This window comes from Herbidospora sp. NBRC 101105 (assembly GCF_030269205.1).
GTDB classification, from domain to species: Bacteria; Actinomycetota; Actinomycetes; order Streptosporangiales; family Streptosporangiaceae; genus Herbidospora; species Herbidospora solisilvae.
In genome coordinates this window covers 264,415-286,645 of record NZ_BSSX01000006.1, presented here as the reverse complement: position 1 = coordinate 286,645, position 22,231 = coordinate 264,415, and the positions used below count along the sequence as shown (strand labels likewise).

Genomic DNA, 22,231 nt, shown 5'->3' with positions numbered 1-22,231 from the left:
TGACGTCCATGAGCTCTGAGGTGCCCACGATCGGCCGTCCACGGGCCTTCGACGAGGAGGCGGTCCTGGACCGGGCCGCCGAGGTCTTCTGGCGGCACGGCTACGAGGGCGCGTCACTGAGCGCCCTCACCAGCGCGATGGGCATCAACCGCCCGAGCCTGTACGCCGCCTTCGGCAGCAAGGAGCAGCTGTTCCGGCGTGCCTTCGCCCGCTACCACGAGACCAAGGTGGCCGCCGCCCGCACCGCGCTCGAACAGCCCACCGCGCACGCCGCCGTCGAGGCCTTCCTGCGCTCCAGCGCCGACGCCCTCACCACCGGAGACCATCCCCCGGGCTGCCTGTCCATCCAGGGCGGCCTGGCCTGCTCGCCGGAGAACGTCGGCATCTCCGAGATCCTGGCCGCGGGCCGGGCCGCCACCGAGGCCGCCCTCGAAGAACGGTTGTCCCGCGCGGCCGCCGAGGGAGACCTTCCGGACGGTGTGGACGTCCGGGCGCTGGCCCGGTTCGTGATGACGCTCAGCGAGGGCCACGCCGTGCACGCCGCGGCCGGCGCGAGCCGCGAGGACCTCCACGCCTCCGTCGACGTCGCCCTGCGCGCCCTCACCGCCTGACCCTCAGCGTGGGGTCACGCCGTCGTAGTCGACGACGAGGTGGCGCGGGCCGCGCAGGATCGGGCTCGGACGGTAGGGCGGCGGGTCGTCCACCAGCCGGGGGCCGCGCAGGCGGCCGACCAGCTCGGTCAGCACGATCTGCGCCTCCAGCCGGGCCAGCGGCGCCCCGAAGCAGTAGTGGACGCCGCCGCCGAATCCCAGGTGCTCGTTGCGCGGCCGGTCGAGCGAGAACCGGTCCGGGTCCGGCACGTGCGCCGGGTCGCGGCTGCCCGCCGCCAGGGCCAGCGTGATCGGCGACCCCGCCGGGATGGTCACCCCGCCGACGGTGAGGTCCTCCAGCGCCACCCGCGAGGAGATGAGCTGCACCGGCGGCTCGAAGCGCAGCAGCTCCTCCACCGCTGGAACGATCAGGCCCGGGTCGGCCTGGACGCGGGCCAGCACATCGGGGTTCCGCAGAAAGGTGAGCATGCCGTTGGCGATCAGGTTGATCGTGGTCTCGTGCCCTGCGATCAGCAGCAGCACGCCGGTCCGGACGATCTCGTCGCGGGTCATCTCGCCGTCGGCGATCATCCCCGAGAGCATGTCGTCGCCGGGCTCGTGGCGGCGGGCGTCGACCAGGTCGCCGAGGTAGCGGTCGAACCTGCCGGTCACCTCCCGGCGGGCCTGCTCGCGCTCGGCGCGGTCCTCCTCGCCCGGCCCGAGCGTGTCGATCAGCTCGTCGGCCCACGCGTGGAACCGTCCCTCGTCCTCGCGGGGCACTCCCAGCAGGCGGCAGATCATCGCGACCGGCAGCGGGTAGGCGACCTCCTCGACCAGGTCGGCGCGGTTCCTCCCGGCGAGGGCGTCGACCAGTCCGGTCGTGACGGCCTGCATCTCGGGGCGCAGCGCGTCGATCCGGCCGGGCGAGCTGGGCGGGCCGAAGTGGCGCATGGCCAGGCGGCGCAGCCGGTCGTGCTCGGGCGGGTCGAGGCCGATGAAGGCCGGGGTGCGGTCGAGGTCGCGGCGGCGGGAGCTGACGCGGGGGTCGTGCAGCAGGGAGACGATCTCCTGGTAGGTGCTGACCACGTAGGTGCCGTCGTCCTGGCGCGCCACCGGGGTCGCGCGCAGTTCGGCGTACAGCGGATAGGGGTCGGGGCGCCCCGACGGGGCGAGGACACGCTGGAACGGACAGGTCACGACGTGACACCCCCGGGTGTGTGCAGCAGCGAGACCCGCCGTTCGGCCGGGTCGTGGCCGGTCACCACCACGGTCGCCTCGGCGGAGGGCGACAGCCGTTCGGGCACCCGGGCGGACTGCACGTCGCCGGGCGGGAGGGGCGCGGCCTGCTCGATCCGGCTCTGGTAGTACTCCAGCCACATGCCCTGGTCGAAGGTGACCGCGGCGGTCATCCGGCCCTGGTAGCCGTAGGCGGCGACGAACCGGCGCTCGGCCGTCGAGCCCTGCGTGACGACGACCTGGTCGGCGAAGGTCGGCACGCCGACCGACTTGATGTTGACCCCGAACTGGCTCGACCAGAACACCGGGACGGCCAGGTGCGGCCAGCGGTGGGCCTGGTCGCTGATCATGTTGTGGGCGGCGATCTCGGCCTGCGCGACGGCGTTCCCCCAGTGCTCCAGCGTCATGAACTGGTACTGGTAGAGCGGGTGCGGGAACCGCGCGATGTCGCCGGCCACGAAGACGTCGTCCAGGACCAGCCCGTTGAGGTCGACGGCGCGGCAGCCCGCGTCGCAGGCCACGCCCCACACCCCGGCGGCCAGCCCCGATCCGCGCAGCCATTCGACGTTGCGGATCGAGCCGAGCGCCACCACGGCGACGTCGGCCTCGACGGTGCCGCCGTCGGACAGGTGGGCCCGGCGGAACCGGCCGCCGGCGTCGCCCTCCAGTGCGGTGACGGTGGTGTCGCAGCGCAGGTCGACGCCGTGCTCGCGCTGCAGCTCGGCCGCGACGTCGCCGATCACGCCGCCCAGCGCGCTCACCAGCGGGGCCGGCCCGCGTTCCACGACGGTCACCGGCAGGCCGAGCTCCCGGCAGACCGAGGCGATCTCGCTGCCGGTGAACCCCGCGCCCAGGATCAGCACCCGCCGCGGCCCCGCCGCCAGCGCCGCGCGCAGCCCGGCGGCGTCCTTCGCGGAGCGCAGCGTGTGCACGCCGGTCAGCGCGGCCTCGGCCGCGTCGGGCCACGGGCGGGCGCGAGTGCCGGTCGCCAGCAGGACCCGGTCGAACGGGACCTCGCGGCCGTCGGCCAGGAGCACCTTCTTCGCGGCCACGTCGAGACCGGCGGCCGGGGTGCCGGTCAGCCACTCGGCCTCGACCGGGCGCACCCTCGGCAGCTTGGTGTGCTCGGGCGCGACGTGCCCGGTGAGCACCTGCTTCGACAGGGGCGGCCGGTCGTAGGGCTCGCCGTCCTCCTCGCCGACGACGGTCAGCGGGCCGGTGAACCCGTCGCGCCGCAGCGCCGCGGCCGCCCGCGCCCCCGCCAGCGAGCCGCCGACGATGACGATCCGGCCCTCGAACCGGATCCCGCACGGCCTCGACTCGGGCATGGCGCGCATGGCCGTCCAGTCGAGGTGGATGGCCTGCACGGGGCAGGCGGCCGCCGCCCGGAGGATGTGGTCGCGCTGGCCGTCGGGCGGGTCGAGGTCGTACCGGAGGACCTCCTCCCCCATGCCGAACACCTCGGGCGCGAGGAAGACACACTGGCCGTAGCCCTGGCACCGGGTCAGATCGACGACCACTCTCACGCTGTCAGCCGTGCCCGGCCCCGGCGCCCGGAATGTTCAGAAGGCGGCGATCTTTAGGTAAGCCGCCGTCGCCGCACGAGGTCGCCGGCGGCGTGCTCCCAGTCGGGGTACTCGAACGTGAAGCCCGCGCCGAGCAGCCGGCCGGGCACCACCCGGCGGCTCTTCAAGAGCAACTCGGTGTCGGTACGCAGCACGAACGCGCCGGCCTCCGCCATCCACCGGGTGGCCGGCAGCCCGACCGGCACGCCCCACGCCCTCCGCAGGACGCGCATGAACGCCCGCTGCGGCAGCGGCCCGGGCGCGGCCAGGTTGACCGGCCCCGTGAGGTCGTCGCGATCGACGAGGAACTCCACGGCCCGGACGAAGTCGGCGTCGTGGATCCACGACACGTACTGCGCACCCCCGCCCACCGGGCCGCCGAGACCGATCCGCGTCAGCCGCGACAGGACGTCGAAGACGCCGCCGCGATCGGGGCCCATCACCATGGCCGACCGCAGGGCGACCTTGCGCGTGCCGGGGGTCTCGGCCCGCTCCTGCGCCGCCTCCCACGCCTTGGCGATCTCGACGCTGTAAGCCCAGTAGCGGGGGACGCCGGGCTCGCCGCCGCCGATCACGCCGGTCGCCTCGTCGTTGGGCGCGTCGAGGCGGTGGGCGTAGACGGTGGCGGTGCTCATCTGCAACCAGACCCGGGGAGGCCGGGCGGCGGCCGCGATCGCCGCGCCGACCGCCCGGGTGGAGTCCACCCGGGAGTCCATCATCGCCCGCAGGTTGGCCGGGGTGTACCGGCAGTCGACGCTGCGCCCGGCCAGGTTCACCACGACGTCGCTGCCGTCGATCTCCTGCACCCAGGGGCCGGGCGTCGCGCCGTCCCAGCCGACCTCGCCGTCGCGCGACGGCCGCCTGGTGAGGACGACGACGTCATGCCCCGCCGCGCGTAAGGCGCGCCGCAGGATCGTGCCGACCTGACCGGTTCCGCCGGGCATCACGATTTTGAACATGTTCAAATCATAGGAACCGGGCCTGCGGACATACGCCCCAGGTGCTCGTCGAGCAGCGCGGTGACCTCCTGCGGCGTGTAGTGGCCGACGAGGGCGGCGTTCACGACGCCTTGGGCGAAGGCGTACAGGATGCTCGCCTCCTTGCCCGCGTCCAGGCCGGCGTCGAGCTGACCGGCGGCCTGGGCGGCCCTGATCTGCTCGGCGAGGAAGGCCAGCAGGTGCGCGTATCCCAGCCGCATCGCGGCGGCCTGGTTCTCGTTCACCACCGAGCTCGCCTGGAAGGCCAGCCCGACGCGGTTGAGGAAGCGGCGCTCCTCGTCGAGGGGCAGCAGCTCCAGCACGGTCGTGCGGAGCACGTCGAGGGGCGTCGGCTGGCGGGCGGTCACGGCCGCGACGCGCTCCCCGATCCACATGCCGATGCGCTCCAGCGCCAGCAGCAGCATCTGCTCCTTCGTGGTGACGTAGTACTGCACCGCCCCCATCGACATCCCGGCCTCGGCGGCGACCTCTCTCAGGCTGACGCTCTCCATCCCCTTGTCGTGGACGATGCGGTGCACGGCGTCGGCGATGTGCCGCCGCCGGGCGTGGTGGTCGACGATCTTCGGCATTGCCCGCCATTTTTCTCATGCGAGTGCATGGTAAAAACTGTTTTGTCATGCGACTGTATGACAAAAGAGGAGGGTCGCATGCGAATTCTGATCGTCGGCGTCGGCACACGCGGGGACGTGGCGCCGTACACGGGGCTCGGGGCACGGTTACGCGAGGCCGGGCACGAGGTGGCCATCGCCGCGCACGAGCCGTACCGGGACCTGGTGACCGAGGCGGGCCTCGACTACCTGCCGCTTCCGGGAGACCCGCTCTCCCTGCTCTCCATCAGCGCTTTCAGGCACTACGGCGAGCAGCTCGTCGAGGGCCTGGCCGGGCTCGCCGGACAGCGGGCCGACCTCCTCCTGACCGGTGTCGCGGGCACGCCGGCGTGTCACGTCGCCGAGGCCATGGGCGTGCCGAGCATGGGGGTGCACCTGCAGCCGATCGACCCCACGGGTGACTTCCCGCCCGTCATGAGCGTCGTGCACCGCTCGCTCGGCCGCTGGGGGAACCGCAGGGCGGCCCGGCTCGCGTTCGAGGTGCCGGCCGCCGGGCCGCTGGTCGCCGGGTTGAGCACGAGCATCCGCGCCCGTCTCGGGCTGCCCCCGATGCCCCCGCGCGCCCTCTACCTGCGCCGGGAGACCACGCGCTGGCCGGTCTTCCACGGGTTCAGCCCGCTGGTGGTGCCGCGTCCGGCCGACTGGCGGACGGGACTGGAGGTGACGGGATACTGGTGGCCGTTCCGGCCGCCGGGGTGGCGGCCCGATCCTCGGTTGCGCGACTTCCTGGCGTCGGGCCCGAAGCCGGTCTTCGTCGGCTTCGGCAGCCTGGCCGGCACCCGGGCGGAGCGGTACACCGAACTGGCCGTCGGCGCGCTGCGAGCGGCCGGGCTGCGCGGCGTGCTGCAGACCGGCGTGCACGGGCAACTCTCCGACGACGTGCTGGCGGTCGGCGACGTGCCGCACGACTGGTTGTTCCCCCAGGTCGCCGCCGTCGCCCACCACTGCGGCGCCGGCACCACCGGGATCGGGCTGCTGACGGGGGTCCCCGCGGTGGCCGTGCCGGTCAAGCACGACCAGCCCTTCTGGGCCGCCCGCCTGACGGCGCTCGGCGTGGCCCCGGCCGCGCTCCCCTTCCGCCGCCTGACCTCCGCACGCCTGGCCGCCGCGCTCACCACCGCGGTCACCGACCCCGTCTACCGGCGCCGCGCCCAGTCCCTCGCGGCCGGGGTGGCGGCCGAAGACGGCGCGGCGCCGGTCGTGGCGGCCGTGGCCCGCGTCAGCGGCGCGGCCCGCTGAAGCGGTGCAGTTCGAGGATCGGCGGCAGCGGCGCCAGCCCCGGACCACCCGCGCGGATCCAGTCGGCCACGTCGGCGGTGGCGTGGCCGTCGTTGACGAACGCGAGCCACACCGGCCGGCCCCCGGCGGCCCGCCCTTCGGGGGTCGGCTGGACGACGATGACGTTGGCCTGGTCGCACACGTCGAGACACTCGGTCACCCGCACCTCGGCGACCTCGCCGAGCAGCCGGATCTGCTCGTCGTGGTCGAGATGGGGAACCTTCCGGGCGCTGCCGCAGCAGCAGTCCCGGCACACGGTGACCCGCACCGGCGCCGTCCTCTCTCGGGGAGATCCGCCCCGGCTCGTGAGGAGGCGACCGCGTGAGTCTCCTGGCTCTCGGGTCGACGCTCGTCCCGGCCTTCCCGCCCGCAGGGGGCGGTGGCGCGTTCGGGAGTCGCTCACCGATCACAGTGGCGGGACCGCACCGGATTCACACCGGTTTCCTCGTCCGCCGTCGCCTTGTCCGGGGCATCGTCTCATACGGGGAAAAACCGGTCGGCACGCGGACACACCGCCTTCTACCCTGCTCTCCTGGACACGAGAACGGGGTGCGGATGCGACTGGCCGACCAGACCTGGCCGACACTGATCAGCGAGGTCCGCCTGGGCCGGGACACCTACCGCGTGATCCGGCCGGCGCGGCCCGCCCGGCACGGGATGCTCTTCGAACGCACCTGGAGCGCGGAACTGAACGTCGACCGCGCGACGGCCCTGACGGTCGCGATGGCCTGGGGGCTGGCCGCCCGGTCGCCGAACACCCTGGTCTACCTGCCGCTCCGCAAGGCCCGCCCGGCCGGTTCGGCCAACGAGGAGCGGCTGCTCGATCTGGTGCTGCTGCACCACCGGCTGGGCTTCCCGGCCTCACGCTGGAAGCAGGTCAGGGCCCGGCTGGGCGCGGGGCGTCCGCATCGGGTGGCGCTCCCGCCGACGGCGTGGCGGCCGCCCGGCGACGACGGCCGGCAGCGCCATCGCGGCTTCCGCGACCATCTCCACTCGGACGTCGCGGCGGACACCCTGTTCCTGACCGGCAGCCGCCGCGCCTTCGAACTGGAGATGGAGCAGCTGCGCGGCCTGGTCGAGGAGTGCCCGGCACACCGCGCGGAGGACCCCGGCGCCCACTGCTGCGCCGAGCTCGGGGTCGGCCGGTTCCGCTACACCGACCGCCGCCTTTCGTTGGCGGAACTGCACGTGCAATGGTGCACGCGGCATCGCTGAAGTGGATCCCGTTGCCGGCGGTCCTGCTCCTCGCGGCGAACTACCAGTGGACGTCGACGGCGGCCCCGCTTCCTCCCCCGATACCCCGACCTCACTGGCAGAAGTCGCCGAACGGGTATTCCTCGTCGCCCGTCGCGGGCCGCTCCTCGCCGAGATCTCCTGGTGGTGGCCGGCCGAATACGAAGAGGGCGTGAATCCGGGACGGCTCGACCGGGGTCTCGATGCGGCCAGGGCCGTGCTCTGCGCGGTGGGCGGATCTGTCACGTCCTCCAGCCGACCTCACCGCCGCGAATCGCCGTCGGAGAATCTGGCGGCACTTCGATGGGCCAGCCTCACGACGGCGCTCGGCGCGAGGTCGTGGTGCAGGTGGAAGAGATAGCTGTAGGGCGATGCCGCGAGGGTGGCGCCGCGCTGCCTGCGAACGGATCTCGCCGAGGCCCACACCCCGATGGCGAGCCCGCCCGCGCCGAGGACGACGGCCGCGGTCGCGGAGGGCTGCAGCGCCATCAGCGCCAGCGAACCGGTGACGGCGGCGGGCGCGGCCGCCTGGACGTTGATCGTGCCGAGAACGGTGTCGATCCGGAGTCCTCGCATGGCCTTGTCCAGTTCTCTGACGGCCGGCGCCACCTGGGTCTCGTAACAGGCCCTGAGGTGGTCGGCCAGAATCCCCGGTTCGGAGATCCCGTCGAGATGCCGCGATTCCTCGATCAGTTTGTCCAGCGCCAACCGGAATCTCACCCGCTCGCCGACGTAACGCTCCCTGAAGTCGATGATCCGGTGAACAGGCAGATCCCGCAGGTCTCGCGGATACGCGGCGGTGATGGCGAGATCGAATAGCAAGGTCCGCACCTCCTCGTCCCTGGCCGGCGGCGGTGCCTGCCCGGTCAGCCCGGCGAGGAGCCTTCTCGCGCTGATACCGATCGTCGCCTGCCCGAAAGCGTCGTCGGCGAGAGGGACGGCGCCCAGCTGCGGGGCCAGCTCCGCGCCCAGGATGAGCAGGTAAGCGTGCGCCAGCACGGGATCGATCGTCAGTCGCCCCTCTCCGGCCTCTCGGGCGGTCGACGTCTCGAGGAGCAACTCGGTGAGCGACGGCGCGATCTTCCACCGCGCGAGCGTGCGGTCGAGCTCCCAAGGCCTGATCACCGCTCGGTGTTCCATTTCGGGTGGTACCTCGAACCGGGTCAGGTCGATGTCGGCCAGGGCCGTCGCGAACCGGTTCGCCGCCTGTTCCACGGCGGCGCGTGGCGGTCTGACCGACTTGAGGAACCCCTCACGAACCAGCGCGAGCTCGGTACGGTCGATTCTTGGCAGCGAATCAAGTGCCGAGGCGTCTTCAAAGCGATAGAGGCCATCCAAATACAGGGAAACGGTCTTCAGCCATCCGACATCGCGGACGTGCACATGCGGATAGTAGAGGCCGAACCAGCTGTTCATACATTGATAATGAGGCCGGAAAGACGGCTACGCGAGGACGGCCATTATGGAGATCAGGACGACCGCCGATCCACTCGTCGCGCAGCACTTTCTCGCGACGGAACTTATCGGCCTCGGAGATGCGGTCTGGCCCACGTTCGACATCGCCGGGGCCAGGCGACGCCACCAGGCCGCGATCGCCTTCTGGCATGGTCTGGTAGTGGAAGGACACCGGGAGCCGAAGGGCAGATTGTCCGCCTCACTGCGAACAATGGGCATGTACCTGCAGCTGGCCGACGCCGAACTCCTTCGCTTCCGGCTGGCTTCGTTGACCCACGTCGAGGCGGTTCGCATCTGGAAGAGTTTGGCGCGAGAGGATCCGGCACGCTTCGGATCACACCTCGCCCGGGCGCACACCTTCACCGGAATCCTCTTGTCGAACAGCGACGACGACCTTCCGGCGGCGTGGGACCATCACCGACGGAGTTGTCGAACCTGGCGGAAGCTACTGAAGAAGAACACCGCCGACCATACGATTCTCCGGCATGAGCAGGCCGTTTCCCTCGCGATATATGCGGCCTGCGCCGTACGGAGCGGAGTCGATGAAGAGGCGCTGAACGCCCACGAGAAAATGGTGGCCGTCGCGCGATCGCTCGCCGATGAAGACGACGTCTACGAGAAGACACTCGGAATCGCCCTCGGCAATTTGGCCGCGAGTTTGGCGAGAGTGGGCCGCGCCGAAGAGGCCGTCGATGCCCAACGCGAGGCGATCAGTCTGTGGCAGGCGTTGACCTATACCGATCCCCGCCGATTCCAACACCGTCTTCAGGCAGCTCACGAGGCTTTGGGGCTGCTGAAGCGTGGCGCCCTCCCCCGGTTCGAGAACCCGAGAGAAGGCTTCCGGGGCATCGCGCTGCTCAACTGGGACACCGTCTGACTCAGCGGGGGGCCAGGATGCGGAGCTGGAGCATCGCCGCGAACCGCTGTTCCGGGTCCGTGAGGTCGATCTCGCCCACCTCGGTGACCCGCTTGAGCCGATAGCGCAACGTGTTCGGGTGGATGAACAGGGCGTTGGCCGCCCTGCCCACGTCGCCCAGCGCGTCGAGCCACGCCTCCAGCGTCTCGACCAGGCCCGCGTTGTTGCGTTCGTCGTACTCCATCAGCCGGGCGATCGCGCCTCCCGGGCGTTCGTCGCGGGCGGCGGCCAGGTCGCGCAGTTCGAGGACCAGGGCCAGGGTCTGGACGTCGTCGAGCTGGGCCACGCGCAGGCCCGTGTGGCCTTCGCGCATGACCCGCAGCACCCGGTCGGCCTGGGCCTTCCCGTGCACGATGCCGCTGATGTCGGAGCCGGCGGGGGCGACGGCGACGATCGCGTGCAGGTTGCCGTCGACGCGGTCGACGAAGTCGGCGGCCAGCCGGGCGGCGCGCTGTTCGGGGCTGCCGGTCGTGACGACCACCGGGAGCAGACCGTAGACGGTGCCGCCGACGGCGGCGACCGCCGAGGACGGGACCGTGGCCGACAGGTGGACCGACAGGGCGTCGGCCAGGCGTTCGAGGTCGGTCTGGGGATGGCCGGGCAGCAGGCCGGCGCTCACGATGACCAGGCGGCGGGCCGACAGGCCCAGGCGGCCGAGGGCGTCGCGGGCTCCGGCGCCGCCTTCCAGGACGGTGCCGATCAGGTCGGTGCGCAGCCTGCGCTGGACGTCGGCGCCGGCGCGCAGGCGCAGCAGGTGGAGGGCGACCAGTTTCGAGGCGTCCAGGAGCGCCTGGGTGCGTTCGCGGTCGACCTCGCCGTCCATGGCGGCCCAGATCGAGCCGAGGACCTCGTCGCCGGCGCGGACGGCTATGGCGACGCGCTGCACGGTCGTCTCGTCGTAGCCGAGGTCCTGGGGTTTGACGACGACGGGGGCCTGGTAGCGGTAGAGGTCGCGGAAGACGCCCAGTTCGGTGAGGCGGTTGGCGTAGCGTTCCGGGACCTGGCGGCCGATGACGGTCTCCACGCGGGAGGGGTCGGCCTCGTCCTGGCGGCCGGAGAAGGCGAGCACGCGGGAGCTGCGGTCCTCGATGGTGATGGGGGCGTCGAGGAGGGCGGCCACGGCGTTGGCGACGGCGAACAGGTCGCCCGACGGCAGGCCGCCCAGCGACTCGTGGCCGGTGACGCCGATGTCGCCCTCGGCGAGCATGGCGCGGATGAGGGCGGTGAGCTGCGCCCACGTCGCGCCCCGGCGCAGGCCGATCAGGGCGACGCCGCTCTCCTGGACGGCCGCCCGCACCTCCGGGGTGAGCGCGACCGGGGCCCGGACCACCAGGGCGACCGTGTCGTGGCCGCCGAGGGAGCGCAGCAGCGCGGGCAGCCCGCCGGCGGCGGGGTCGACACCGACGCCCAGCACCAGCGATCGGGGCGCGAGCACGGGTTCGTCGAGCGGGTCGAAGATGACCAGGGCGCTGATGCCCTCCGGGTGGTCGACGTCGCCCGCGACGAGTTCGAGGAGGGTGGAGCCCAGGTCGTCGAGGACGCGGCCGAGGCTCGCACGCGGTCGCTGACTCACGCCCGGAGTATAGGCGCGCACCTCAGAACGGGATCCACTCCACCGACGTCGTCACCCGCTCCAGCAGCTCGGGGATCGGCGCGACGCCCAGGCCGGGGCCGGTCGGGACCTCGACGTGGCCGTCCACGAGGACGATCGGCTCGGTGATGTCGGTCCGGTAGAAGCGGCCGGAGGCCGACACGTCGCCGGGCAGGGTGAAGCCGGGCAGCGCGGCCAGGGCGATGTTGGCGGCGCGGCCGAGGCCGGTCTCCACCATGCCGCCGCACCAGACCGCGACCCCGTGGGCGGCGGCCAGGTCGTGGATCTTCCTGGCCTCCAGGTAGCCGCCGACCCGGCCGGGCTTGATGTTGATGATCTGGCACGCCCCCAGCGTGATCGCGGCGGCGGCGGTCTGCGCCGACACGACCGACTCGTCGAGGCAGATCGGCGTGGCGAGCTGCCGGGCCAGCGCGGCGTGACCCAGAACGTCCTCCTCCTCCAGCGGCTGTTCGATCAGCAGCAGGTCGAACGCGTCGAGTTTGGCCAGGTGGCGGGCGTCGCGGAGGGTGTAGGCGGTGTTGGCGTCCACCTGGAGGAGCACGTCGCCGCCGAACCGCTCGCGGACGGCGGCCACCGGCGCCACGTCCCAGCCGGGTTCGATCTTCAGCTTGATGCGGGCGTACCCCTCGTCCAGGTAGCCCTCGACGGCCGACAGCAGCGCCGGGATCGAGTCGTGGATGCCGACCGAGACGCCGCTGGGCACACGGTCGGCGACGGCGCCGAGTTCGCGGCCGAAGGAGCGGCCGAGGGCGCGCAGTTCGGCGTCCAGGATCGCCATCTCCACGGCGGCCTTGGCCATGCGGTGTCCCTTGTACGCGTGCAGCGCCCCCGCGACGGCGGCCGCGCCCGACCGCCCGAGCGCGGCGGCCCCCTCGGGCGAGGCGAGCCGGGGCAGCAGGAAGCGGCGCAGCACGTCCTGCTGGGAGTCGACGTACTCGGGCGAGTAGAGCGGGTCGGTCAGCGCGACGCACTCGCCCCAGCCCTCGGCGTCGTCGGTCACCGCCCTCAGCAGCAGGATGTCGCGTTCGGTCTGGGTGCCGAACGAGGTGCGGAACGGTGCCACGAGCGGCATCGAGACACGGCGCAGTTCGATTCCGCGCAGCTTCATGGGGTCTCCAAGTCGACGAGATAGCCGAGGTCGCGGTCGAAGTCGACGACGCGGCCACCGGAGGTCATCAGCGGCGCCAGTTCGTCGCGCAGCCGCCGCCGCCACGCCACGGCGGCGGCCGGGTCGGCGGCGCGCAGCGCCTCGATGTCGTCGGGGGTGGCGACGCGGCGGCTCGACGGGCCGCCCGCCGGGCGGTCGAACGGCTCGCCCGAGCAGGCCGCGACGACCCTCGGGGACAGCAGGTTCCAGCGCACCAGCAGCCGGTCGGTGTCGTCGGCGCCGTTGATCGCGTCGTGCATCGGGCCGTAGAAGTTCGGGAGGTACTCCACCGGGAGCGCCCCCAGCTTGACGATGTTGAAGTAGGCGTTGCGGCTGACCAGCGGGTCGAAGGTCCACTCGATCGTCGGGATGCCCCGGGCCAGGGCCCAGGCCCGCTGGTGCAGCTTGAGCGCGGCGCCGACGCCGCGGCCCGCCAGGCCCGGCGCGACCCCGGCGACGTGGCTGTGCAGGGTGCGGGCCGCCGGTTCCTCGTGGAAGCCGATGCAGACGCCGACGAGGCGGTCTCCGTCGTAGGCGCTCGCGGCGTAGTTGCCGGCGCGGGTCAGGGCGCGGAGGAACTCCACGGTGATCAGCGGGCGGCCCCAGATCTCCATGAGGAGGTCGATCATGGCGTGGGTTTCGGGCAGGTCGTGGAGTTCCCGGATCTCCACGCCGGCCTTGCGGGCCCGGTCGGTCGCGTCCCGGGCCGCCCCGAGGTGGTCGCGCAGCACGGTCAGCCGAGCTTCTTCGGGGTCGCGCGGGCGCCGTAGTGGACGTACTCCTCGCCGGTGGGCAGGGAGTAGAAGGTCACGGGCACCCACGTCTCCATGCCTTCGGGGCGGACCGCGTACAGGCCGGGCTCGACCGGGGTCATCTCGTACGTCTGCACGGGGTCGTCCTCCAGCCCGGCGAGCGGGCCCGTGACGGTGGTGCGCAGGGTCGGCTTGCCGTCGTCGTCGAACACCTCCATGCGGACCGACTCGCGCTCGTAGGTGCCGGCGTAGGGGGTGAGGTCGGCGGCGGCCGGCTCGGCCGGGGGTTCGAACGGCTCGGGCAGCCGGACGCCGGTGAGCTCGGTGAAGATCTCGTCGTACAGGTCGGCGTACAGGTCGTGGGTGTGGCCGCCGTTGGTGAGCAGCGCGACGGCGACCCCGGCCTCGGGCAGCACGCGCAGGAACGCCGCCTGGCCGATGGTGTTGCCGTCGTGGCCGTAGGCGCGGTGGCCGTGCCAGTCGCAGCGGAACCAGCCGAGCCCCCACGAGTCGCCGAGCAGCCGCTTCTCGGGGCAGTCGGTCTGGTACGCCGACATCGCCGCCGTGCTCTCCTCCGAGAGCACCCGGGTGCCGTCGGCGGCGACCCCGCCCCGCAGGTGCATGCGGGCGAAGGCGAGCACGTCGGCGACGGTCGCGGTGATGAGCCCGGCCGGGCCGACCGCGCGCGGCAGCCCCCACACGGGCGCGACCACGGGCTCGTCGCCGCCCTTGACGTGGCCCATGGCGTGGCCGAAGACCATGGCGTCCTCGGGCAGGGTCGTGGTGTGGGTCAGGCCGAGCGGCGTGAAGAGCTTCTCCTTGATCGCCTGGTCCCACGTCTGCCCGGTGGCGACCTCGATGATCCGGCCGAGCACCGAGTAGCCCGCGTTGCAGTACGACCAGGTCGCGCCGATCGGGTGGTTGTGCGGCGAGTCGGCCAGCAGGGCGACGTACTTCTCCAGGGCGTCGTCGCCGCGGCCGGTGTCGGTGAACAGGTCGCCGTCGATGCCGCTGGTGTGGGTGAGCAGGTGCCAGACGGTGACGGCGGCGGTGGTCTCGGGGTCGCGCAGCCGGAACTCCGGCAGCACCTCCGCGACCGGGGTCTCCAGGGTGAACCGGCCCTCGTCGATCAGCTGCATGATGACGGTGGCCGTCCACACCTTGGAGATCGAGCCGATCTGCCAGACGGAGTCGGTGGCGGCGGGCTGGCCGGTCCCGGCGTGCAGCACGCCGGTGGCGAGGGTCAGCAGGTCGTCGCCGCGCAGGATGCCCAGCTGGGCGCCGGGCACACCGTGCTTGGCGGCGAGTTCGTCGAGGCGGTGCTGCCAGTGGGCCTGGTTCACGTGTGCTCCTTCAAAGGGTGGGCGGAGGCGAGGAGGTGGCGGGTGTAGTCGTGGCGGGGGTCGCCGAGCACCCGCGCCGTGGGGCCGTGTTCGACGATCCGCCCGGCGTGCAGCACCGCCACGTGGTCGGCGACGTACCGCACGACGGCCAGGTTGTGCGAGATGAACAACATCGACAGGCCGAGGTCGCGGCGCATGTCGCGGATGAGGTTGAGCACCGCGCCCTGCACCGACACGTCGAGCGCGGAGGTGATCTCGTCGGCGAGGATCACCCTCGGCCGGGCGGCGAGCGCGCGGGCCAGCGCGACCCGCTGCCGCTGCCCCCCGGAGAGTTGGCCGGGCAGGTCGCCGGCTCTGGCGGCGTCGAGGTGGACGAGGCCGAGGAGCCGGGCGATCTCGGCCTGGCGCTCCGTGCGGCCGGGCCGGCCGGGCATGGCCTCGGCGATGCTGTCCCCCACGGTCATGCGGGGGTCGAGGGAGGAGTACGGATCCTGGAAGACCATCTGCACCGGCCGGCGGCCCCGGCTGGGCACCGGACGGCCGTCGAGCAGGATCGTGCCGGAGGTCACCGGGGCGAGGCCGACGGCGGCGCGGGCCAGGGTCGACTTGCCGCAGCCCGACTCGCCGACCAGGCCGACGGTCTGCCCCGCGCCGACCTCCAGGCTGACCTCGTGCAGCACGGTGTGCGCGCCGTAGCGGACGGAGACCTCGTGGAAGGTGAGCGTGCTCACGGGGCCTCCCCGGCCTTGTGGCAGGCCACGCCGTCCAGCAGCGGCGGCGCGACGGTGCGGCAGTGGTCGTCGGCGAGCGGGCAGCGGGGCGCGAAGGCGCATCCGGCCGGCGTCTCGACGGGGTCGACGGGCAGCCCGGGGATCACGGCGAGCGGCCGGTCGAGGTCGGTCTCCATGTCGGGCACGGCCGCGACCAGCGCCCGCGTGTAGGGGTGCCGGGCCAGCGTGCGCAGGTCCTTGGCGGGCAGTTCCTCGACGACGCGGCCGGCGTACATGACCAGGACGCGGTCGCACACGTCGGTCACGACCGACACGTCGTGGCTGATCAGCAGGAGCGCCGCGCCGGTCTCGCGGCGCACGTCGGCGAGCAGTTCGAGCACCTGCCGCTGCACGGTGACGTCGAGGGCGGTGGTCGGCTCGTCGGCGACGATGAGCCGGGGGTCGCCCATGAGGCCCATGCCGATCATGGCCCGCTGCCGCATGCCGCCGGAGAACTCGAACGGGTACTGCCGGGCCCGCCGCGCCGGGTCGCCGATCCGCACCGCGTTCAGCCGGTCGACCGCCCGCGCGAAGGCCGCCTTGCGGCCCATGCCCTGGTGGAAGCGGCTCACCTCGGCCAGTTGCGGCCCGACGCGGTGGGCCGGGTTGAACGAGGTCATGGGGTCCTGGAACACGACCGCCAGCGCGGTGCCCAGCCGCCGGTGGGCTCCGGGGGCCAGCAGGTCCTCCCCCGCGACCACCAGGTGGGCGGCCTCGACCCGGACCGGCGGCTCCAGGAGCCCGGCCACCGCCAGCGCGGTCACGGACTTGCCCGACCCCGACTCGCCGACGACCCCGACGGCCTCGCCGTCGCCGACGGCGAAAGTGACGCCCCGCACGGCGTGGATCGGGCCGTTGGGGCCGGGGATCGTCACCCGCAGGTCGTCGGCCGACAGGACGGAGCCGGCGGCGGGGGCGGTGGCGGGCGCCGGCTGACCGGCCTCCGGCAGGACGTGGGCGCGGCGCGGCGCCGAGGCGAAGGCCTCGCCCGTGAGGTTGAAGGCCAGCCCGGCGAGCACGACGGCGATCCCCGGGCCGAGAGCGGCCAGCGGGTGGATGTAGATCCCGTTGAGCCCGTCCTGCATGAGCCGGCCCCAGTCGTAGTCCGGCGCCTGCACGCCGAGGCCCAGGAACGACAACCCGGCGAAGGTGAGCAGCACCCCGCCGGCGGCCATGGTCGCGTACACGATGACCGGTTCGGCGATGTTCGGCAGCACGTGCCGCAGCAGCATCCGCACCCGGCCGACCCCGGCGATGCGGGCGGCGGCGACGTAGTCGCGCTCGGAGATCCCGGCGATGAGCGTGTGGCACAACCGGGCGAACGCGGGCGCCCCGGCCAGCCCGACCGCGAGCGCGGCCCCGCGCGCGCCGACGCCGAAGACGACGGCGAAGAACAGCACCAGCAGCAGCCCGGGGAAGGCGACCAGGACGTTGACGGCCGCGGTGATCAACCGGCCGAGCCGCCGCCCGGCCAGCATCGGCGCGGCCCCGAGGAGGAAGCCCAGCACCATGCTGATCGCGGTCGCGGCCAGCGCCAGCAGGATGGACAGCCGCGCGGCCACCAGCACCCGGGCGAACAGGTCGCGGCCGAGGTTGTCGGTGCCGATCCAGTGCTCGGCCGACGGCCCGGCCAGCAGGTCGGCGGTGTCGACGGCCGTGGCCCGGTCGCCCCACACCACCGGCCCGAACACGGCGGCCGCGAGCACGAGGACCAGCAGCACGACCCCGGCCAGGCCGACGGGCCTGCGCAGCGCCGCCCTCATCAGGCTTCTCCGATCGCCGAACGGGGGTCGAGCAGCGCGAGCACCACGTCGACGAGCGTGTTGATCAGCAGAACGCCGACGCCGTAGACCAGGACCGTGCCCTGGACCAGCGGATAGTCCTTCGCGACGATCGAGGAGACGATGGAGGAGCCGAGCCCCGGCCAGGCGAACACGTTCTCCACCAGCACCGTCCCGGCCACGAGCGCGCTCAGCGCCAGCCCGCCGATCGTCAGGGTCGCGGTCACCGCGTTCGGCAGCGCGTGCACGAGGTGCAGCCGCACCGGGGTGAGCCTCTTGGCCCGCGCGGTGCGGATGTAGTCGGCCTCCATGACCGCGAGCATCTCCACCCGGACGATGCGCGACAGCACCGCCGCCGGGCCGACCGCCAGGGCCAGCACCGGCAGCACGTAGGAGTCGGGCCCGGCGCGTCCGGCCACCGGGAACACGTGCGTCTGCACGGCCAGCAGGTAGACCAGCCCGACGCCGAGCAGGAAGTCGGGGATCGCGCTCACCACGACGTTCGTGCCGGTGAACGCCAGCTCCGCGCGCCGGCCGCGCCCCCGGCGGGTGAGCACCGCCATCCCCACGCCGACGGGCACCGCGACCGCCACCGACAGCAGGAAGGCCAGCACGGCGAGCTCGGCCGTGGCGGGCAGCTGCTGGGCGATCGTCTCCCCGACCGGGAGCCGGCTGGCGATCGAGACGCCCAGGTCGCCCTGGACGAGGCGGCCGAGGAAGCTCGCGTACTGCTGCCAGAGCGGGTCGAGCAGGCCGAGCTCCTCCTTGTGGGCGAGCACCAGGTCGGCGGGCGCGGTCGGGCCGAGCGCCGCGCGCACCGGGTCGCCGGGCACCAGATGGATCATCAGGAACGAGGCGGTCACCAGCACCCAGAGCGACACCAGCAGCCGCGCCGCGCGCCGGAGCGCGAAGCGCGGCCACCTTCCCGCTGCCGGCTTCTTCATGGTCAGCCGAGCATCCGGATGCTGGTCGGGACGATGCTGCCCACGATGGAGAGCTCCGCGCCCTTGAGGAAGGTCGGGACGACGTTGTTGGCGAAGGGCACCATGTCGGCGGCCTTGTAGAGCGCCTGCTCGGCGGCGAACCAGTCGGCGCAGCCCTCGCTGCCGGTCGCGGCCATCGCGCGGGTGGCGGCGGCGAGGTAGTCGGCGTTGTCGATGGCGGCGAAGTTGGTGCCCTTGGGCGCGGCCGGGCCGGACACGAACGGCATGACCTGGTCGGGGGTGCTGACGTTGAGCGGCACCCAGGCGACGTCCCAGGCGCCGGTGCCGAAGACCGCGCCGGTGAGCTGGGTCTGGTTCTGCTGGACGGCCTTGGCCTCGACGCCGACCGCCTTCCAGGCCGCCACGGCCAGTTCGGCCGCGCCGCTGCCCGCGCTGCCGAGCGCGCCGTCGTACAGCAGGGTGACCGTCAGCCGCTCCCCGCCCTTGGCGCGGACGCCGTCGGCGCCCTTCACCCATCCGGCCGCGTCGAGGGCGGCCCCCGCGGCGGCGGCGTCGAAGGAGGGCACGCTGCCGGTCACGGCGTCGCCGGTGCAGCCGGTCGGTTCCAGCACGGCGAGCTGGGTGGCGGGGGCGCCCTTGCCGGCGGTGATGGCCGCCTGGAGCTGGTTGAAGTCGACCGCCCGGGTGAGCGCCATCCGCACGGCCGGGTCGGCGGTGACGTGCCCGTCGGCGTGGTTGTACCACTGCTCGCCGATCAGCGCCTGCGTGCCGACCGACTTCAGGCCCGCCCCGGTGAGCCGGGCGGCGTCGGCCCCGGTGATCTGGACGGCGTTGGCGGTCCCGGCGAGCAGCTGGTTGGCGGCGGTGGTCTCGTTGGCGACGATCTTGACGACGACCGTGGCCGGCATGCCCGGCTCGGCCGTGGTCGCGCCGCCGGGGCCCCAGGTGTAGCCCTCGCGGAGCTGGTAGGTGTAGTGGTCGGACGGCACCGCCTCGGTGAGCGTGTAGGGCCCGGTGCCGTTGGTGGCGGACTTGAGGCTCGCCCGGTTCTTCAGCCCGGCGTCGCACACCATCGGCAGGTTCGAGAACGCGTTCAGCGCGAACGGCGCGGGCGCGGGCAGCGTGACGGTGACCTTCGAGCCCGACGCCGAGGCGGTGGTGCCGGCCGGCACGAACGGGCCCAGGAACGGGCTCTTGTTGTCCGGGTCGGTCACCCAGGCGATGTTGTCGGCCACCGTCTGGGCGGTGAACGGGGCGCCGTCGGCGCAGGTGATCCCGCTCTTGATGTCGAAGGTGAGGGTGGTGCCCTCGGCCGTCCACGCGCCGGCGAGCTGGGGCTGGATGGTGCCGTCCTCGGCGACCGAGACCAGGTTGTCGTAGGCGTACTGGGTCAGGGCGAACAGGGTGCTGCCCGCCGCCGCCTGCGGGTCGAGGGCGCCCGGGTCGGCGGCGACGTTCAGGGTGAAGGTCTTGCCGCTCGCGGGGGCGGCGGCGGGGCCGGGTGTCTCACCGCCGCCACCGCCGCAGGCGGTCAGGGTGACCGAACCCGTCAGGGCGAGTGCCGCGAGTGCCCTCATGCGCGTCATGGCGTTCCTTTTCTCGAGACGGCACGGCCGTAGTGGATGTGCTTCGCGAGCCCCGATTCGTCGCGTCCGACGAAGGCGAAGACGGGATGGACGCCGCGGATCGGCTCCACCGCGATCAGCGAGTCGCCCTCCAGGTGCACCAGCCGGGTCCGCAAGGGCTTCTCGCCGATCTCCGCGATGACGTCCTTGGGCACCCGGTCGAGCCAGATCACGCCGTCGGCGTCCTGGCTGACGGTGATGTCGTAGATCGTGTCGGAGTAGCGGCCCAGGTAGGGCGCCGGGTCGATCGGCTCCGGCTCGGCCGGGGGCGCCGGGCGGTCCGGCAGGGTGACGCCGGCCAGCTCCTTCAGCAGGTGCCCGACGACGTCGGCGTACGCGCCCAGCACGTCGCCGCCGTTGGTCAGCAGCGCCACCGCGACGTTCCGGTCGGGCACGATCCGCAGGAAGGCGGCCTGGCCGATGGTCCCGCCGTCATGGCCGACCACGGCCCGCCCGCCCCACTCCTCCAGCTCCCAGCCGAGGCCCCAGGCGCCGGGCATGGTGCCGAGCCGGGGCAGCGTCACCTGCGGCCGCCACATGGCCGCCACCGTGCCGGGCTTGAGCAGGCCCGCGCCGCCGTCCAGGTGCATGGCGGCGAAGCCGACCAGGTCGCGGGCGGTCATCGCGAGCATCGACCCGGCGGGCGCGTTCGACCGGGCCAGCGCCCACGTCGGCGTCGGCACCGGGCCGCCGCCCTCGCCGGGCAGGTGCCCGACGGCGGCCCGGTGCAGGATCGCCTCGTAGGGGCTCGGCGCGACGTGGGTGAGCCCGAGGGGCGCGGCGAGCCGGTCGACCAGCACCCGGTCGAACGGCTCGCCGCGCATGACCTCGACCAGGCGGCCGAGGACGACGAACCCGGCGTTGTTGTACGAGAACACCTCGCCGGGCGGGAACAGCTGCGGGATGTCCCGGATGGCGGCGACGTAGCGCTCGACGGCGTCGTCGCCCCGCCCGGTGTCGGTGAAGACGTCGCCCTCGAACCCGGCGACGTGGCAGAGCAGCTGGCGGACGGTGATCGCCGGGTCGCCCGTCTGGAACCCGGGCAGGTAGCCGCGCACCGGGGCGTCCAGGTCGACCAGGCCGTCGTCGACGAGCTGCAGCACCAGCGCGCTCGTCCACAACTTGGTGATCGACCCGATCTGGAAGACCGCGTCGGGGGTCGCCTCGACGCCGGTGGCGGTGCTCAGCACCCCGGCGGCGGCGGTGACCACCCGGCCCTCGGTCAGCACGGCGACCGAGGCGCCCGGCACTCCGCGTTCGGCCAGGATCCGGGCGAGATGCTCGTCCAGCCAGCGTTCCGGCGTCGTCATGTGCCGAGGCTAGATCGCCGACCGGCCGCCGTACTCAGCCGATCGCACAACCCGAACGGTCGTCGGTTGTGCGATCGGACAACACGTTATTTCCAGACCTGGGCGGCCACCCGCCGGAAGTTGCCGCCCAGGATGCCGCGCACCGTCTCCTCCGGATAGCCGCGCCCGACCAGCTCCCGCTCGATGAGCAGCGTCGTCTCCGGCTCGACGAACCGGATCGTCCCCCAGCGGGTGTACTCCTCGGGGAACAGCTCGGGGTTGGCCGCCAGGTCCTCCATGATGGTGTCGGCGTCGAAGGAGTAGTCGCTGCCGATGCCGACGTGCTCGGGCCCCACCAGCTCGACGGCGTAGTCGATGTGGGCGACGAAGGCGTCGAGGGTGGCGGTGTTGGGCCCGAGGAAGATGCCCACGCCCGGGATGCCGATGACGCCCCCGGTCGCGGCGCACGCGCGGGCCTGCTCGTCGGTGATGTTGCGGGCGTGGTCCCAGACCCCGCGCATGGCCGAATGGGAGTAGATCATCGGCTGCTCGGAGACCTCCGACAGGTCCAGTCCGGTACGGGTGCCGCAGTGCGACCCGTCGACCAGCATGCCGACCTCGTTCATCCGCCGCACCAGGTCGCGCCCGTAGGCGGTCAGCCCGGAGTCGACGGCGTCGAGGCAGCCGCCCCCGGCGGCGTTGCCGTTGTTGTAGCTCGGCAGCAGCGACTTCACCCCCAGGCCGTAGAAGACCTCCACCATGTCGAGGTCCCCGGCCAGCGGCGCGGAGTCCTCCAGGTCGAAGGCCACCACGATCCGGTCGGCGGGCATCGCCGCGTCGATCTCCCCGACGGTCGTGGCCAGCTCCAGGTCGGGGTGGGCCTCGATCGCCCGGGTGAAGTGGCCGATGTAGGACAGCGCGTCGTCCCGGGAGTGCGGCGCGTAGCCGACGTTGACCGACACGTAGGCCCCGCCGGGGCGGCGGTAGCGCAGCAGGTCGGCCACGTCGGCGTCGAGGGTGAGGGGCAGGCAGGTGTGCTGTTCCCAGAAGGCGCGGGCTGAGGTCATGGCCCCATCCTGCTACGCGTCC

At 73.0% G+C, this 22,231-nt stretch carries 20 protein-coding genes and 1 riboswitch; of the genes, 4 read left to right on the top strand and 16 right to left on the bottom strand.

Annotation, left to right across the window (positions count from 1 at the left end; translation table 11 throughout):
* The first annotated feature begins 8 nt into the window (after positions 1-8).
* The gene (locus QSK34_RS25060; protein ID WP_285587224.1) at positions 9-611 is read left to right on the top strand and encodes a TetR/AcrR family transcriptional regulator; all 603 of its coding nucleotides are present in this window, start codon (positions 9-11) and stop codon (positions 609-611) included.
* A 3-nt stretch (positions 612-614) separates the two neighbouring features.
* Here QSK34_RS25060 and QSK34_RS25055 read toward each other — a convergent pair whose 3' ends face one another.
* From QSK34_RS25055 to QSK34_RS25040, 4 genes are read right to left on the bottom strand one after another with little or no spacing between them, the layout of a single operon-like run.
* A complete protein-coding gene (locus QSK34_RS25055; RefSeq protein ID WP_285587221.1) occupies positions 615-1,787 on the bottom strand; it encodes a cytochrome P450 in 1,173 nt (390 codons plus the stop codon).
* Positions 1,784-3,352 carry an FAD-dependent oxidoreductase gene (locus QSK34_RS25050; RefSeq protein WP_285587218.1) on the bottom strand — a complete coding sequence of 523 codons (1,569 nt, stop codon included), beginning with the start codon at positions 3,350-3,352 and terminating at the stop codon, positions 1,784-1,786. Before QSK34_RS25050 ends, QSK34_RS25055 begins: the two co-directional genes overlap by 4 nt.
* A 53-nt stretch (positions 3,353-3,405) precedes the next feature.
* On the bottom strand, positions 3,406-4,350 hold the full coding sequence (locus QSK34_RS25045) for a TIGR01777 family oxidoreductase (protein WP_285587216.1): 945 nt from the start codon (positions 4,348-4,350) through the stop codon (positions 3,406-3,408).
* A 2-nt stretch (positions 4,351-4,352) separates the two neighbouring features.
* Positions 4,353-4,958 carry a TetR/AcrR family transcriptional regulator gene (locus QSK34_RS25040; protein WP_285587214.1) on the bottom strand — a complete coding sequence of 202 codons (606 nt, stop codon included), beginning with the start codon at positions 4,956-4,958 and terminating at the stop codon, positions 4,353-4,355.
* Between the two features lie 78 nt (positions 4,959-5,036).
* On the opposite strand from QSK34_RS25040, the gene QSK34_RS25035 reads away from it, so the two are divergent.
* Complete coding sequence (locus QSK34_RS25035; RefSeq protein ID WP_285587211.1) at positions 5,037-6,236, top strand: glycosyltransferase; 1,200 nt, start codon at positions 5,037-5,039, stop codon at positions 6,234-6,236.
* Here the strand turns inward: QSK34_RS25035 and QSK34_RS25030 are convergent.
* Positions 6,217-6,543, bottom strand: coding sequence for a (2Fe-2S) ferredoxin domain-containing protein (locus tag QSK34_RS25030; RefSeq protein ID WP_285587210.1), 327 nt, complete (start codon positions 6,541-6,543; stop codon positions 6,217-6,219). The genes QSK34_RS25035 and QSK34_RS25030 overlap by 20 nt on opposite strands.
* Positions 6,544-6,578: 35 nt before the next feature.
* Positions 6,579-6,765, bottom strand: a riboswitch (cobalamin riboswitch).
* A 59-nt stretch (positions 6,766-6,824) separates the two neighbouring features.
* On the opposite strand from QSK34_RS25030, the gene QSK34_RS25025 reads away from it, so the two are divergent.
* Complete coding sequence (locus QSK34_RS25025) at positions 6,825-7,490, top strand: hypothetical protein (protein ID WP_285587208.1); 666 nt, start codon at positions 6,825-6,827, stop codon at positions 7,488-7,490.
* Between the two features lie 279 nt (positions 7,491-7,769).
* Here the strand turns inward: QSK34_RS25025 and QSK34_RS25020 are convergent, their stop codons facing one another.
* Complete coding sequence (locus tag QSK34_RS25020) at positions 7,770-8,924, bottom strand: DUF6236 family protein (RefSeq protein WP_285587206.1); 1,155 nt, start codon at positions 8,922-8,924, stop codon at positions 7,770-7,772.
* Between the two features lie 46 nt (positions 8,925-8,970).
* On the opposite strand from QSK34_RS25020, the gene QSK34_RS25015 reads away from it, so the two are divergent.
* Entirely contained in the window at positions 8,971-9,840 is an 870-nt protein-coding gene (locus QSK34_RS25015; protein ID WP_285587204.1) for a hypothetical protein, read from the top strand.
* A gap of 1 nt (position 9,841) precedes the next feature.
* Here QSK34_RS25015 and QSK34_RS25010 read toward each other — a convergent pair whose 3' ends face one another.
* From QSK34_RS25010 to QSK34_RS24965, 10 genes are all read right to left on the bottom strand, one after another.
* Positions 9,842-11,452, bottom strand: a complete 1,611-nt coding sequence (locus QSK34_RS25010; RefSeq protein WP_285587202.1) for a PucR family transcriptional regulator — start codon at positions 11,450-11,452, stop codon at positions 9,842-9,844.
* A gap of 22 nt (positions 11,453-11,474) precedes the next feature.
* Positions 11,475-12,599 carry an o-succinylbenzoate synthase gene (menC, locus tag QSK34_RS25005; protein WP_285587198.1) on the bottom strand — a complete coding sequence of 375 codons (1,125 nt, stop codon included), beginning with the start codon at positions 12,597-12,599 and terminating at the stop codon, positions 11,475-11,477.
* Entirely contained in the window at positions 12,596-13,369 is a 774-nt protein-coding gene (locus tag QSK34_RS25000) for a GNAT family N-acetyltransferase (protein ID WP_285587197.1), read from the bottom strand. The genes menC and QSK34_RS25000 overlap by 4 nt, the downstream gene beginning before the upstream one ends.
* Positions 13,370-13,371: 2 nt before the next feature.
* Entirely contained in the window at positions 13,372-14,733 is a 1,362-nt protein-coding gene (locus tag QSK34_RS24995; protein ID WP_285587195.1) for a serine hydrolase domain-containing protein, read from the bottom strand.
* The gene (locus QSK34_RS24990; RefSeq protein ID WP_285587193.1) at positions 14,730-15,464 is read right to left on the bottom strand and encodes an ABC transporter ATP-binding protein; all 735 of its coding nucleotides are present in this window, start codon (positions 15,462-15,464) and stop codon (positions 14,730-14,732) included. Before QSK34_RS24990 ends, QSK34_RS24995 begins: the two co-directional genes overlap by 4 nt.
* Positions 15,461-17,266: a dipeptide/oligopeptide/nickel ABC transporter permease/ATP-binding protein gene (locus QSK34_RS24985; protein ID WP_285587191.1), complete on the bottom strand. Its 1,806-nt coding sequence runs from the start codon at positions 17,264-17,266 to the stop codon at positions 15,461-15,463. Before QSK34_RS24985 ends, QSK34_RS24990 begins: the two co-directional genes overlap by 4 nt.
* Positions 17,266-18,228 carry an ABC transporter permease gene (locus QSK34_RS24980; RefSeq protein WP_285587189.1) on the bottom strand — a complete coding sequence of 321 codons (963 nt, stop codon included), beginning with the start codon at positions 18,226-18,228 and terminating at the stop codon, positions 17,266-17,268. The genes QSK34_RS24985 and QSK34_RS24980 overlap by 1 nt, the downstream gene beginning before the upstream one ends.
* A gap of 2 nt (positions 18,229-18,230) precedes the next feature.
* Entirely contained in the window at positions 18,231-19,814 is a 1,584-nt protein-coding gene (locus tag QSK34_RS24975) for an ABC transporter substrate-binding protein (protein ID WP_285587186.1), read from the bottom strand.
* On the bottom strand, positions 19,811-21,163 hold the full coding sequence (locus tag QSK34_RS24970; protein ID WP_285587184.1) for a serine hydrolase domain-containing protein: 1,353 nt from the start codon (positions 21,161-21,163) through the stop codon (positions 19,811-19,813). The genes QSK34_RS24975 and QSK34_RS24970 overlap by 4 nt, the downstream gene beginning before the upstream one ends.
* A gap of 86 nt (positions 21,164-21,249) precedes the next feature.
* Positions 21,250-22,209 (bottom strand): dipeptidase, encoded by a 960-nt coding sequence (locus QSK34_RS24965; RefSeq protein WP_285587181.1) that lies wholly within the window; start codon positions 22,207-22,209, stop codon positions 21,250-21,252.
* Positions 22,210-22,231 lie beyond the last annotated feature (22 nt).